Source organism: Pseudomonas sp. NPDC086581, assembly GCF_044746165.1.
Classification (GTDB): Bacteria; Pseudomonadota; Gammaproteobacteria; order Pseudomonadales; family Pseudomonadaceae; genus Pseudomonas.
Genome location: NZ_JBIVBR010000009.1, coordinates 17,385 through 29,677, shown reverse-complemented (window position 1 = coordinate 29,677; position 12,293 = coordinate 17,385). Strand labels below are relative to the sequence as shown.

Genomic DNA, 12,293 nt, shown 5'->3' with positions numbered 1-12,293 from the left:
TTAACCCTCCACACGCAGCAGGTAGTAAGCCTTGTTAATCATGCCGCGGTTTTCAGGAGTGTCCTGAACTTCGACGGTGTGATTAATGCGACGCAGGCCGAGGCCTTTGACGCAAGCCTTGTGATTGGCCAGACGGCCGTTCAGGCTCTTGATCAGGGTAACTTTGACAGTTGCCATGGTTAGAGAATCTCCTCGACGCTCTTGCCACGCTTGGCCGCTACCGACTCAGGGGACTGCATGTTCTTCAGGCCCTTGAAGGTTGCGTAGACCACGTTCACCGGGTTGGTGGAGCCGTAGCACTTCGCCAGAACGTTCTGCACACCAGCAACTTCCAGGACAGCACGCATGGCGCCGCCGGCGATGATGCCGGTACCTTCGGAAGCCGGCTGCATGTACACCTTGGAGGCGCCATGGGCGGACTTGGTCGGGTACTGCAGGGTGGTGCCGTTCAGATCAACCTGGATCATGTTGCGGCGAGCAGCTTCCATTGCCTTCTGGATAGCGGCAGGCACTTCACGCGCCTTGCCACGACCGAAGCCAACACGGCCCTTGCCATCGCCAACCACGGTCAGCGCGGTGAAGGCGAAGATACGGCCACCTTTTACGGTTTTGGCGACGCGGTTCACTTGAACCAGCTTCTCGATGTAGCCTTCGTCGCGCTTTTGATCGTTGTTTGCCATAACTTAGAACTCCAGACCGCCTTCACGAGCGGCATCAGCCAGGGCCTTGATACGACCGTGGTACTTGAAGCCAGAACGGTCGAACGCCACCTGAGTGACGCCGGCAGCCTTGGCGCGTTCCGCGACCAGTTGACCAACTTTCTTGGCTGCGTCGACGTTGCCGGTGGCAGCTTCGCGCAGTTCTTTGTCCAGGGTCGAGGCGCTGGCCAGGACCTTGCCGCCGTCGGCTGCAATGACCTGGGCGTAGATATGCTGGGAGGAGCGGTACACGCAGAGGCGTACGGCTTCCAGTTCGCGCATCTTCAGGCGAGCCTTGCGAGCGCGGCGCAGACGGGTTTCTTTCTTGACGCTCATTTGCTATGCCCTACTTCTTCTTGGCTTCTTTACGAAGGACGACTTCGTCGGCGTAACGCACGCCCTTGCCTTTGTACGGCTCCGGCGGACGGAAGTCGCGGATTTCCGCGGCAACCTGGCCAACCAGCTGCTTGTCGATACCCTTGATCAGGATGTCGGTCTGGCTGGGGGTTTCCGCGACGATGCCGGCAGGCAGTTCGTAATCAACCGGGTGGGAGAAGCCGAGAGCCAGGGACAGCACTTGGCCTTTGGCCTGCGCCTTGTAACCAACACCAACCAGCTGGAGCTTGCGCTCGAAGCCCTGGCTGACGCCGATTACCATGTTGTTGACCAGAGCGCGGGTGGTACCGGCCATGGCACGGGTCTGCTGATCGCCGTTACGCGCAGCGAAACGCAGCTCACCGTTGTCCTGAATGACTTCGACGGACGGATGTACTTTCAGCTCGAGAGCGCCTTTGGCACCCTTGATCGAAAGTTCCTGACCGGCCAGCTTGATTTCGACGCCAGCGGGCAGAATGACGGGGTTCTTAGCAACGCGAGACATGCTGATTCCCCTTAGAACACAGTGCAGAGCACTTCGCCACCGACACCAGCGGCACGGGCAGCACGGTCAGTCATCACACCTTTGTTGGTGGAGACGATCGAAACGCCCAGGCCGCCGCGAACTTTCGGCAGCTGGTCTACGGATTTGTACTGGCGCAGGCCAGGACGGCTGATTCGCTTCACTTCCTCGATGACAGGCTTGCCTTCGAAGTACTTCAGCTCAATCGACAGCAGAGGCTTGGCCTCGGCAGTGACTTGGAAATCCGCAATGTAACCTTCATCCTTGAGGACTTTGGCGACTGCCGCTTTCAGCTTGGAAGACGGCATGCTCACGACGGTCTTCTCAGCCATCTGGGCATTACGGATGCGAGTTAGCATGTCTGCTAACGGGTCCTGCATACTCATGGGCTTAATGCTCCTGATACAAAAGATAAGCCTTCAACTTCACAACTCGCCCTCAAAACGCCGGACGAACTTAAACCCGGACTCGGGGGAGCCGGGTATTCTAGAGATCGCTTAAAAACGAATCAAGCCCCACGAGGGGGCTTGCTTCGCAAAGCGATCAACGGAGCCGTTGCCGACTCCGTCTAGCACTTACCAGCTGGCTTTCACCAGGCCCGGTACGTCACCGCGCATTGCCGCTTCACGCAGCTTGTTACGGCTCAGGCCGAACTTGCGGTAGTAACCGTGCGGACGACCGGTCAGGCGGCAACGGTTACGCAGGCGGCTGGCGCTCGCGTCACGCGGTTGCTTCTGCAGGGCGACCTGGGCATTCCAGCGATCTTCAGCCGAAGTGCTCGGATTAGCGATGATTGCTTTCAGCTCGGCACGCTTTTTGGCGTACTTGGCTACCGTTTGCTGACGCTTCAGCTCACGGTTCTTCATGCTCTCTTTAGCCATGGTCCTACTCCAATCAGTTGCGGAACGGGAATTTGAAGGCGCGCAGCAGTGCACGACCCTCATCATCCGAACGCGCGGTGGTGGTCAGAGTGATATCCATACCGCGGAGGGCATCGATCTTGTCGTAATCGATTTCCGGGAAGATGATCTGCTCTTTGACGCCCATGCTGTAGTTGCCACGGCCGTCGAAGGACTTGGCGTTCAGACCGCGGAAGTCACGAACGCGCGGCAGAGAGATCGACAGCAGACGGTCCAGGAACTCGTACATGCGATCGCCACGCAGGGTGACTTTCACGCCGATCGGCCAGCCTTCACGAATCTTGAAACCAGCGATGGACTTACGAGCGTAAGTCACGACCGGCTTCTGACCCGCGATCTTTTCCAGATCAGCTACGGCGCTCTCGATGACTTTCTTGTCGCCGACAGCTTCGCCAAGACCCATGTTCAGGGTGATTTTGGTAACGCGCGGAACTTCCATCACGTTCGCCAGCTGAAGCTCTTGCTTCAGCTTGGGAGCGATTTCCTTCCGATAAATTTCTTTCAATCGTGCCATGGTGATCTACCTAGCTCCCTCAAGCCTGAACCGGTTTCTGGGTCGACTTGAAGACACGAATCTTCTTACCGTCTTCGACTTTGAAACCAACGCGGTCAGCCTTGTTGGTTTCAGCGTTGAAGATGGCGACGTTGGAGACGTGCAGAGGCGCCTCCTTCTCGACGATCCCGCCTTGCTGGTTGAGCATGGGGTTGGGCTTTGTGTGGCGCTTGACCAGGTTCACACCGCCAACGACCAGACGGTCATCGGCCAGAACCTTGATCACTTTGCCACGCTTGCCCTTGTCCTTGCCGGCAATGACGATGACTTCGTCGTCACGACGAATTTTTTGCATGACGGCTACTCCTTACAGCACTTCAGGGGCAAGGGAGACGATCTTCATGAACTTCTCAGTACGAAGTTCACGAGTCACCGGCCCGAAGATACGGGTGCCGATCGGCTCCTGCTTGTTGTTCAGCAGGACGGCGGCGTTGCCGTCGAAGCGAATGATGGAACCGTCGGTACGACGTACGCCGTGCTTGGTACGAACGACCACGGCAGTCATTACCTGGCCCTTCTTCACCTTGCCACGCGGAATTGCTTCCTTGACGGTGACCTTGATGATGTCGCCAATGCCGGCGTAACGGCGGTGGGAACCGCCGAGCACCTTGATGCACATTACGCGACGCGCGCCGCTGTTGTCAGCGACTTCGAGCATGGATTGAGTCTGAATCATCTTCTATCTCCGATCCTTAGACTTCAACCGCGCGCTCGACGATGTCAACCAGAGTCCAGGCCTTGGTCTTAGCCAGAGGACGGGTCTCGCGAATGGTGACCAGGTCACCAATGCGGCACTGATTGGTTTCGTCGTGGGCGTGCAGCTTGGTCGAACGCTTCACGTATTTGCCGTAGATCGGGTGCTTTACGCGGCGCTCGATCAGAACGGTGACGGTCTTGTCCATCTTGTCGCTGACGACGCGGCCAGTCAGCGTACGGACGGTTTTCTGAGCTTCAGCCATGATTACTTACCTGCTTGCTGGTTGAGCACAGTTTTCACGCGAGCGATGTCGCGCTTAACCTGCGAGAGCAGGTGAGACTGCCCCAACTGGCCAGTTGCTTTCTGCATGCGCAGATTGAACTGGTCGCGCAGCAGGCCGAGCAGTTGCTCGTTCAGCTGCTCAACGGATTTTTCACGAAGTTCATTCGCTTTCATCACATCACCGTCCGCTTAACAAAGGAGGTGGCGAGCGGCAGCTTTGCAGCAGCCAGGGCGAATGCCTCACGCGCCAGCTCTTCGGATACACCCTCGATCTCGTACAGGACCTTGCCCGGTTGAATCTGGGCTACCCAGTACTCGACGCCGCCCTTACCTTTACCCATACGTACTTCCAGGGGCTTCTTGGTAACAGGCTTGTCGGGGAATACGCGGATCCAGATCTTGCCGCCACGTTTAACGTGACGGGTCAGCGCACGGCGTGCGGACTCGATCTGACGCGCGGTGAGACGGCCGCGGCTGGTTGCCTTGAGGGCAAACTCGCCGAAGCTGACTTTGGAACCGCGATGAGCCAGGCCACGGTTGTGACCGGTCATTTGCTTGCGGAACTTCGTACGCTTAGGTTGCAGCATTTGCGTACTCCTTACTTAGCAGCTTTTTTACGAGGAGCGGGCGCTACCGGCTTCAGCTCTTCCTGGCGGCCACCAATGACCTCGCCTTTGAAGATCCAAACCTTCACACCGATCACACCGTAGGTGGTGTGCGCTTCGTAGGTTGCATAGTCGATGTCGGCACGCAGGGTGTGCAGGGGCACACGACCTTCGCGATACCACTCGGTACGGGCGATTTCAGCGCCGCCCAGACGACCGCTTACCTGGATCTTGATGCCTTTGGCACCAATGCGCATGGCGTTCTGTACAGCGCGCTTCATGGCGCGACGGAACATAACGCGACGCTCCAGCTGCTGAGCTACGCTCTGCGCAACCAGCATACCGTCGAGCTCCGGCTTGCGGATCTCTTCGATGTTGATGTGCACCGGCACACCCATTTGCTTGGTCAGGTCCTGACGCAGCTTCTCAACATCTTCACCTTTCTTGCCGATCACGATGCCGGGACGAGCGGTGTGGATGGTGATGCGTGCAGTCTGAGCCGGACGATGGATGTCGATACGGCTGACGGACGCGCTTTTTAGTTTGTCTTGGAGATACTCACGCACCTTCAGGTCGGCGAACAGATAATCGGCGTAAGTGCGCTTATCTGCGTACCAAACGGAGGTGTGCTCCTTGACGATACCCAGGCGGATGCCATTGGGATGTACTTTCTGACCCATCTGATCGACTCCGTTACTTGTCCGCAACCTTGACAGTGATATGGCAAGACCGCTTGACGATGCGATCAGCACGGCCTTTGGCACGCGGCATGATGCGCTTGAGCGAACGACCTTCGTTGACGAAGACGGTGGAGACTTTGAGATCGTCTACATCGGCACCTTCGTTGTGCTCGGCGTTGGCTACGGCCGACTCCAGCACTTTCTTCATGATCTCGGCGGCTTTCTTGTTGCTGAAAGCCAGGAGGTTGAGCGCGTCGCCCACCTTCTTCCCGCGGATCTGGTCGGCGACCAAGCGGGCTTTCTGGGCGGAGATACGAGCGCCCGAGAGCTTAGCGGCTACTTCCATCTTCCTTACCCCTTAACGCTTGGCTTTCTTGTCCGCAGCGTGCCCACGATAAGTGCGGGTAGCAGCGAACTCGCCGAGTTTGTGACCGACCATGTCTTCGTTGACCAGAACCGGCACGTGTTGACGGCCGTTGTGGACAGCGATGGTCAGACCAACCATGTGCGGCATGATCATAGAACGGCGCGACCAGGTCTTGATCGGCTTGCGGTCGTTCTTTTCTACCGCCACTTCGATCTTCTTCAGCAGGTGAAGATCGATAAAAGGACCTTTTTTCAGAGAACGTGGCACTGTCGTATCCCTCTATTTACTTGCGGCGACGGACGATCATGTTGTCGGTACGCTTGTTCGCGCGAGTCTTCTTACCCTTGGTCTGAAGACCCCACGGCGATACCGGATGACGACCAGCAGAGGTACGACCTTCACCACCACCATGCGGGTGGTCGACCGGGTTCATGGCAACACCACGAACGGTCGGGCGAACGCCACGCCAGCGTTTGGCACCGGCTTTACCCAGCGAACGCAGGCTGTGCTCGGAGTTCGAGACTTCACCCAGGGTCGCACGGCAGTCAGCCAGGACTTTACGCATCTCACCGGAACGCAGACGTACGGTTACGTATGCACCTTCACGGGCAACCAGCTGAGCCGAAGCGCCAGCGGAGCGAGCGATCTGAGCGCCTTTGCCAGGCTTCAGCTCGATACCGTGGATGGTGCTACCAACCGGGATGTTGCGCAGCGGCATGTTGTTGCCGGCCTTGATCGGAGCGCCGATACCGGAGATCAGTTGATCGCCAGCCACCACGCCTTTGGGGGCGATGATGTAACGACGCTCGCCGTCCGCGTATTTCAGCAGAGCGATGTGAGCAGTACGGTTCGGATCGTATTCGACGCGTTCAACGATGGCAGGAATGCCATCCTTGTTGCGACGGAAGTCGACCAGACGATAGTGCTGCTTGTGGCCACCACCGATATGACGGGTGGTGATGCGACCGTTATTGTTACGGCCGCCCGACTTGGACTTCTTCTCGAGCAGGGGAGCGAACGGAGCACCTTTGTGCAGGTCCTGGTTCACTACCTTGACGACGAAACGACGACCAGCGGAAGTCGGTTTGCATTTAACGATTGCCATGATGCACCCCTTTACTCAGCGCCAGCTGCGAAATCGAGATCCTGGCCCGGCTGGAGAGCGATGTACGCTTTTTTCCAGTCGTTACGCTTGCCCAGGCCGCGAACGGTACGCTTGGTCTTGCCCTGAACGTTCAGGGTGGTGACGCGACGTACTTTCACGCCGAACAGGCTTTCCACGGCCTTCTTGATTTCCAGCTTGGTTGCATCAGTGGCAACCTTGAAAACGAATTGGCTGTTGCCGTCCGCCAGGCCAGTGGCCTTCTCGGAGATATGCGGGCCCAGCAGCACTTTGAATACGCGTTCCTGGTTCATGCCAGCAGCTCCTCGAACTTCTTCACGGCGGACACGGTGACCAGCACCTTGTCGTAGGCGATGAGGCTGACCGGATCGGAAGCCTGGACGTCACGTACATCGACGTGGGCCAGGTTGCGAGCTGCCAGGTACAGGTTCTCATCGACGCCTTCGGTGACGATCAGTACATCTTTCAGGCCCAGGCCTTCCAGCTTGCTGACCAGACCTTTGGTCTTCGGTGCATCGACAGCGAAGTCGGCAACGACAACCAGACGGTCCAGACGAACCAGCTCAGAGAGGATGGAGCGCAGAGCAGCGCGGTACATCTTCTTGTTGAGCTTCTGGGAGTGATCCTGGGGCTTGGCTGCGAAGGTCGCGCCGCCGCCACGCCAGATGGGGCTACGGATGGTGCCAGCACGAGCACGACCAGTGCCCTTCTGACGCCACGGCTTCTTGCCACCACCGGAGACTTCGGAACGAGTTTTCTGAGCCTTGGTGCCCTGACGACCGCCAGCCATGTAGGCGACGACTGCCTGGTGAACCAGGGTCTCGTTGAATTCGCTACCAAAAGTACGCTCGGAAACCTCGATCGCCTGAGCGCCATTTACATTCAGTTGCATCTCAGCTTCCTCTCTTAACCGCGAGCCTTGGCTGCCGGACGCACCAGCACATCACCACCGGTAGCGCCGGGAACGGCACCTTTGACCAGCAGCAGATTGCGCTCTGCATCGACACGCACGACCTCAAGGGATTGAACGGTTACACGCTCAGCACCCATGTGGCCCGACATTTTTTTGCCCTTGAACACTCGACCAGGAGTCTGGCACTGGCCGATGGAACCCGGGACGCGGTGGGAAACGGAGTTACCGTGGGTATTATCTTGACCACGGAAGTTCCAGCGCTTGATGGTACCGGCAAAGCCTTTACCTTTGGACTCGCCAGTAACGTCTACCAGCTGACCGGCCTGGAACAGGTCGACAGAGATGGAATCGCCTGCCTTGAACTCCTCTTCGCCCAGACGGAATTCCCACACGCCGCGACCGGCGGCGACATTCGCCTTGGCAAAGTGACCGGCCTGCGCCTTGGTCACACGAGAAGCACGACGCTCGCCAGCAGTTACCTGCACAGCGCGATAGCCATCACTTTCTTCGTTTTTGAACTGGGTGACGCGATTCGGCTCGACCTCAATGACCGTGACCGGAATGGAGACACCATCTTCGGTGAAGATGCGGGTCATGCCGCACTTACGACCGACAACACCAATTGTCATCTTTAGAACCTCTTTAGTGTACGGGGCTTTCACCCGCTATGGCCGCCCATTTCAGAGCGTTACACGACCAATGCCGAAGGCATTAGCCGAGGCTGATCTGTACTTCGACGCCAGCAGCAAGGTCGAGCTTCATCAGCGCGTCGACGGTTTTGTCGGTCGGCTGAACGATGTCGAGAACACGCTTGTGGGTACGAATTTCGTACTGGTCACGAGCGTCCTTGTTGACGTGCGGGGAAATCAGCACGGTGTAACGTTCCTTGCGGGTCGGCAGAGGAATCGGACCACGCACCTGAGCGCCAGTACGTTTCGCGGTTTCCACGATTTCCTGGGTAGATTGGTCGATCAGGCGGTGATCAAAAGCCTTCAACCGAATACGGATTTGTTGATTTTGCATTTGACCTCAGACTCCAAGTTGCCATTCCCAACGGACGGACTCCGCCCGTTAAAAGGAGGCGCAATTGTACGGATGCACCTGGGGGGTGTCAATATTTAACCAACTCAACGAAAAAGGGACCCCGAAGGGTCCCTTTTTCTGGAGCGGATCAGCGATTACTCGATGATCTTGGCAACCACGCCGGCGCCAACGGTACGGCCGCCTTCGCGAATCGCGAAGCGCAGGCCATCTTCCATGGCGATCGGAGCGATCAGGGTGACAACCATTTTCACGTTGTCGCCCGGCATTACCATCTCAACGCCTTCCGGCAGTTCGCAGTTACCGGTTACGTCGGTGGTACGGAAGTAGAACTGCGGACGGTAGCCTTTGAAGAACGGGGTGTGACGACCACCTTCTTCTTTGGACAGCACGTACACTTCGCACTCGAACTTGGTGTGCGGCTTGATGGTGCCCGGCTTGGCCAGAACCTGGCCACGCTCTACGTCTTCACGCTTGGTGCCACGCAGCAGTACGCCGACGTTCTCACCAGCACGACCTTCGTCGAGCAGCTTGCGGAACATTTCAACGCCGGTGCAGGTAGTTTTGGTAGTCGCCTTGATACCGACGATTTCCACTTCTTCCTGGATCTTGACGATGCCACGCTCAACACGGCCGGTTACCACGGTGCCGCGACCGGAGATCGAGAACACGTCTTCGATCGGCATCAGGAACGGCTTGTCGATGGCGCGCTCGGGCTCAGGGATGTACGAGTCCAGGGTTTCTACCAGCTTGCGCACGGCGGAAACGCCCATCTCGTTGTCGTCCTGGCCGTTCAGGGCCATCAGAGCGGAACCGATCACGATCGGGGTGTCGTCGCCCGGGAAGTCGTAGGTGTTCAGCAGATCGCGAACTTCCATTTCGACCAGTTCCAGCAGCTCGGCGTCGTCAACCATGTCGGCCTTGTTCAGGAACACGACGATGTAAGGAACGCCTACCTGGCGGGACAGCAGGATGTGCTCGCGGGTCTGCGGCATGGGGCCGTCAGCAGCCGAGCAAACCAGGATCGCGCCGTCCATCTGGGCAGCACCGGTGATCATGTTCTTCACGTAGTCGGCGTGACCCGGGCAGTCTACGTGAGCGTAGTGGCGTACCGGCGAGTCGTATTCAACGTGAGAGGTGTTGATGGTGATACCACGAGCCTTCTCTTCCGGCGCGTTGTCGATCTGGTCGAAAGCACGAGCGGAGCCGCCCCAGGTCTCGGAGCAGACCTTGGTCAGAGCAGCGGTCAGAGTGGTTTTGCCGTGGTCAACGTGACCGATGGTGCCGACGTTGACGTGCGGTTTGTTACGTTCAAATTTTTCTTTAGCCACGAGAGTAACCTCTTACTAAAAGAGCTGAATCAAGCTTGTTTTTTGGCCAGAGCTTCGACGACGTTCGCCGGAGCTTCAGCATACTTGGAGAATTCCATGGAGTAGCTAGCGCGACCCTGGGACATGGAACGCACGTCGGTTGCATAACCGAACATCTCGCCCAGCGGAACCTCGGCACGGATAACCTTACCGGAAACCGAGTCTTCCATCCCCTGAATCAGACCACGACGACGGTTCAGGTCACCCATCACGTCACCCATGTAGTCCTCAGGAGTCACCACTTCCACCTTCATGATCGGCTCCAGAACCTTGCCGCCGCCCTTCTGGGCCAGCTGCTTGGTCGCCATGGAAGCAGCGATCTTGAACGCCATCTCGTTGGAGTCGACGTCGTGGTAGGAACCATCGAAGACGGTCGCCTTCAGGCCGATCAGCGGATAGCCGGCGACAACGCCGTTCTTCATCTGCTCTTCGATGCCTTTCTGGATGGCCGGGATGTATTCCTTCGGAACCACACCGCCCACGACTTCGTTGGTGAAGACCAGGCCTTCGGTGATGTTGCCCTTGTCGTCCACGTCCGGAGTCGAGAAACGAATCCAGCAGTGACCGAACTGACCACGACCACCGGACTGACGAACGAACTTGCCTTCGATCTCGATGTTGTCCTTCGAGATGGTTTCGCGGTACGAAACCTGCGGCTTGCCGATGTTCGCCTCAACGCCGAATTCACGCTTCATGCGGTCGACGAGGATGTCCAGGTGCAGCTCACCCATACCGGAGATGATGGTCTGGCCGGTTTCTTCGTCGGTCTTGACGCGGAACGACGGGTCTTCCTGAGCCAGCTTGCCGAGGGCGATGCCCATCTTCTCCTGGTCAGCCTTGGTCTTCGGCTCAACAGCTACCGAGATTACCGGCTCCGGGAAGTCCATACGCTCTAGGATGATCGGCTTCTCGATGTCGCACAGAGTGTCACCGGTGGTGACGTCCTTCATGCCGATCAGAGCAGCGATGTCGCCAGCGCGCACTTCTTTGATCTCGTCACGCTGGTTGGCGTGCATCTGCACCATACGACCAACGCGCTCTTTCTTGCCTTTCACGGAGTTGATAACCGAGTTACCGGACTCCAGAACGCCCGAGTAGACGCGAACGAAGGTCAGAGTACCTACAAACGGGTCGGTAGCGATCTTGAATGCCAGAGCCGAGAACGGAGCATTGTCGTCAGCCGGACGCTCGTCTTTCGGAGCATCGTCGCCGTCGTCAATGTGATCCGGGTGGATACCCTGGATCGCCGGAATCTCGGTCGGAGCAGGCAGGAAGTCGATGACGGCGTCGAGAACCAGGGGCACGCCCTTGTTCTTGAACGACGAGCCGCAGACAGCCGGTACGATTTCGCAGGCAATGGTACGCAGACGCAGGCCAGCCTTGATCTCTTCGATCGACAGCTCACCCTCTTCCAGGTACTTGTTCATCAGCTCTTCGTTGGCTTCGGCAGCAGCCTCGACCATGTTGTTGCGCCACTCGGTGGCCAGCTCGACCATATCGGCAGGAATTTCTTCCTCGCGATAGGAAGTGCCTTTGTCGTCTTCGTTCCAGTAGATGGCCTTCATCTTCAGCAGGTCAACCTGACCCTGGAAGTCATCTTCTGCACCGATGGCCAGCTGAACCGGAACCGGGGTGTGACCCAGGCGGTTCTTGATCTGACCGACGACGCGCAGGAAGTTCGCGCCGGCGCGGTCCATCTTGTTCACGTAAACGATACGCGGAACGCCGTACTTGTTGGCTTGACGCCATACGGTTTCGGACTGCGGCTCAACGCCGGAGGTGCCGCAGAACACAACGACAGCGCCGTCCAGCACGCGCAGGGAGCGCTCAACTTCAATGGTGAAGTCTACGTGGCCGGGGGTGTCGATGACGTTTACGCGGTACTTGTCGTACTGGCCGCGCGAACCTTCCCAGAAGGTGGTGATCGCAGCGGAGGTGATGGTAATACCACGCTCCTGCTCCTGCACCATCCAGTCGGTAGTGGCAGCACCGTCATGCACCTCACCCATCTTGTGGCTGAGACCTGTGTAGAACAGGATCCGCTCGGTGGTGGTGGTCTTGCCCGCGTCAACGTGGGCACAGATACCAATGTTCCGGTAGCGGTTGATTGCTGTGTTACGAGCCATAAAGCCCTCGCAGAAGTAGT

Annotated in this window: 22 protein-coding genes; all 22 read right to left on the bottom strand. The window is 57.9% G+C overall.

The features are described 5' to 3' along the window. Window positions 1-177 carry a 50S ribosomal protein L30 gene (gene rpmD, locus ACIPK7_RS18475; RefSeq protein WP_009617174.1) on the bottom strand — a complete coding sequence of 59 codons (177 nt, stop codon included), beginning with the start codon at window positions 175-177 and terminating at the stop codon, window positions 1-3. A gap of 2 nt (window positions 178-179) precedes the next feature. Next, window positions 180-680 carry a 30S ribosomal protein S5 gene (gene rpsE / locus ACIPK7_RS18470; RefSeq protein ID WP_009617173.1) on the bottom strand — a complete coding sequence of 167 codons (501 nt, stop codon included), beginning with the start codon at window positions 678-680 and terminating at the stop codon, window positions 180-182. Window positions 681-683: 3 nt separating this feature from the next. After that, window positions 684-1,034 carry a 50S ribosomal protein L18 gene (gene rplR / locus ACIPK7_RS18465; protein WP_017521897.1) on the bottom strand — a complete coding sequence of 117 codons (351 nt, stop codon included), beginning with the start codon at window positions 1,032-1,034 and terminating at the stop codon, window positions 684-686. A 10-nt stretch (window positions 1,035-1,044) separates the two neighbouring features. Further along, window positions 1,045-1,578, bottom strand: coding sequence for a 50S ribosomal protein L6 (gene rplF / locus ACIPK7_RS18460; RefSeq protein ID WP_015475332.1), 534 nt, complete (start codon window positions 1,576-1,578; stop codon window positions 1,045-1,047). Between the two features lie 11 nt (window positions 1,579-1,589). Beyond that, window positions 1,590-1,982 carry a 30S ribosomal protein S8 gene (gene rpsH / locus ACIPK7_RS18455; RefSeq protein ID WP_015475331.1) on the bottom strand — a complete coding sequence of 131 codons (393 nt, stop codon included), beginning with the start codon at window positions 1,980-1,982 and terminating at the stop codon, window positions 1,590-1,592. Between the two features lie 189 nt (window positions 1,983-2,171). Continuing rightward, window positions 2,172-2,477: a 30S ribosomal protein S14 gene (gene rpsN, locus ACIPK7_RS18450; protein WP_045215313.1), complete on the bottom strand. Its 306-nt coding sequence runs from the start codon at window positions 2,475-2,477 to the stop codon at window positions 2,172-2,174. Window positions 2,478-2,490: 13 nt separating this feature from the next. Beyond that, window positions 2,491-3,030 carry a 50S ribosomal protein L5 gene (rplE, locus tag ACIPK7_RS18445; RefSeq protein WP_017521899.1) on the bottom strand — a complete coding sequence of 180 codons (540 nt, stop codon included), beginning with the start codon at window positions 3,028-3,030 and terminating at the stop codon, window positions 2,491-2,493. A 19-nt stretch (window positions 3,031-3,049) separates the two neighbouring features. Continuing rightward, window positions 3,050-3,364, bottom strand: a complete 315-nt coding sequence (gene rplX, locus ACIPK7_RS18440; RefSeq protein ID WP_045215317.1) for a 50S ribosomal protein L24 — start codon at window positions 3,362-3,364, stop codon at window positions 3,050-3,052. Between the two features lie 12 nt (window positions 3,365-3,376). After that, window positions 3,377-3,745 (bottom strand): 50S ribosomal protein L14, encoded by a 369-nt coding sequence (rplN, locus tag ACIPK7_RS18435; protein ID WP_017521901.1) that lies wholly within the window; start codon window positions 3,743-3,745, stop codon window positions 3,377-3,379. A gap of 16 nt (window positions 3,746-3,761) precedes the next feature. After that, window positions 3,762-4,028 carry a 30S ribosomal protein S17 gene (gene rpsQ, locus ACIPK7_RS18430; RefSeq protein ID WP_009617165.1) on the bottom strand — a complete coding sequence of 89 codons (267 nt, stop codon included), beginning with the start codon at window positions 4,026-4,028 and terminating at the stop codon, window positions 3,762-3,764. A 2-nt stretch (window positions 4,029-4,030) separates the two neighbouring features. Then, complete coding sequence (gene rpmC, locus ACIPK7_RS18425; RefSeq protein WP_003093720.1) at window positions 4,031-4,222, bottom strand: 50S ribosomal protein L29; 192 nt, start codon at window positions 4,220-4,222, stop codon at window positions 4,031-4,033. Then, the gene (gene rplP / locus ACIPK7_RS18420; protein ID WP_009617163.1) at window positions 4,222-4,635 is read right to left on the bottom strand and encodes a 50S ribosomal protein L16; all 414 of its coding nucleotides are present in this window, start codon (window positions 4,633-4,635) and stop codon (window positions 4,222-4,224) included. Before rplP ends, rpmC begins: the two co-directional genes overlap by 1 nt. 11 nt (window positions 4,636-4,646) lie before the next feature. Continuing rightward, window positions 4,647-5,333, bottom strand: coding sequence for a 30S ribosomal protein S3 (gene rpsC / locus ACIPK7_RS18415; protein WP_015475326.1), 687 nt, complete (start codon window positions 5,331-5,333; stop codon window positions 4,647-4,649). Window positions 5,334-5,346: 13 nt separating this feature from the next. Continuing rightward, window positions 5,347-5,679 (bottom strand): 50S ribosomal protein L22, encoded by a 333-nt coding sequence (gene rplV, locus ACIPK7_RS18410; protein WP_015475325.1) that lies wholly within the window; start codon window positions 5,677-5,679, stop codon window positions 5,347-5,349. A 12-nt stretch (window positions 5,680-5,691) separates the two neighbouring features. Beyond that, window positions 5,692-5,967, bottom strand: a complete 276-nt coding sequence (gene rpsS / locus ACIPK7_RS18405; RefSeq protein ID WP_017521902.1) for a 30S ribosomal protein S19 — start codon at window positions 5,965-5,967, stop codon at window positions 5,692-5,694. Between the two features lie 16 nt (window positions 5,968-5,983). Further along, window positions 5,984-6,805 (bottom strand): 50S ribosomal protein L2, encoded by an 822-nt coding sequence (gene rplB / locus ACIPK7_RS18400; RefSeq protein ID WP_024767388.1) that lies wholly within the window; start codon window positions 6,803-6,805, stop codon window positions 5,984-5,986. An 11-nt stretch (window positions 6,806-6,816) separates the two neighbouring features. Beyond that, the gene (gene rplW / locus ACIPK7_RS18395; protein WP_015475322.1) at window positions 6,817-7,116 is read right to left on the bottom strand and encodes a 50S ribosomal protein L23; all 300 of its coding nucleotides are present in this window, start codon (window positions 7,114-7,116) and stop codon (window positions 6,817-6,819) included. Beyond that, a complete protein-coding gene (gene rplD, locus ACIPK7_RS18390; protein WP_017521904.1) occupies window positions 7,113-7,715 on the bottom strand; it encodes a 50S ribosomal protein L4 in 603 nt (200 codons plus the stop codon). The genes rplW and rplD overlap by 4 nt, the downstream gene beginning before the upstream one ends. Before the next feature lie 14 nt (window positions 7,716-7,729). Continuing rightward, complete coding sequence (gene rplC / locus ACIPK7_RS18385; protein WP_024767389.1) at window positions 7,730-8,365, bottom strand: 50S ribosomal protein L3; 636 nt, start codon at window positions 8,363-8,365, stop codon at window positions 7,730-7,732. A gap of 82 nt (window positions 8,366-8,447) precedes the next feature. Beyond that, window positions 8,448-8,759: a 30S ribosomal protein S10 gene (gene rpsJ / locus ACIPK7_RS18380; protein ID WP_003243886.1), complete on the bottom strand. Its 312-nt coding sequence runs from the start codon at window positions 8,757-8,759 to the stop codon at window positions 8,448-8,450. Window positions 8,760-8,914: 155 nt separating this feature from the next. Beyond that, the gene (gene tuf, locus ACIPK7_RS18375) at window positions 8,915-10,108 is read right to left on the bottom strand and encodes an elongation factor Tu (RefSeq protein ID WP_054910987.1); all 1,194 of its coding nucleotides are present in this window, start codon (window positions 10,106-10,108) and stop codon (window positions 8,915-8,917) included. Between the two features lie 29 nt (window positions 10,109-10,137). Next, window positions 10,138-12,273 (bottom strand): elongation factor G, encoded by a 2,136-nt coding sequence (fusA, locus tag ACIPK7_RS18370; RefSeq protein WP_192435059.1) that lies wholly within the window; start codon window positions 12,271-12,273, stop codon window positions 10,138-10,140. Window positions 12,274-12,293 lie beyond the last annotated feature (20 nt).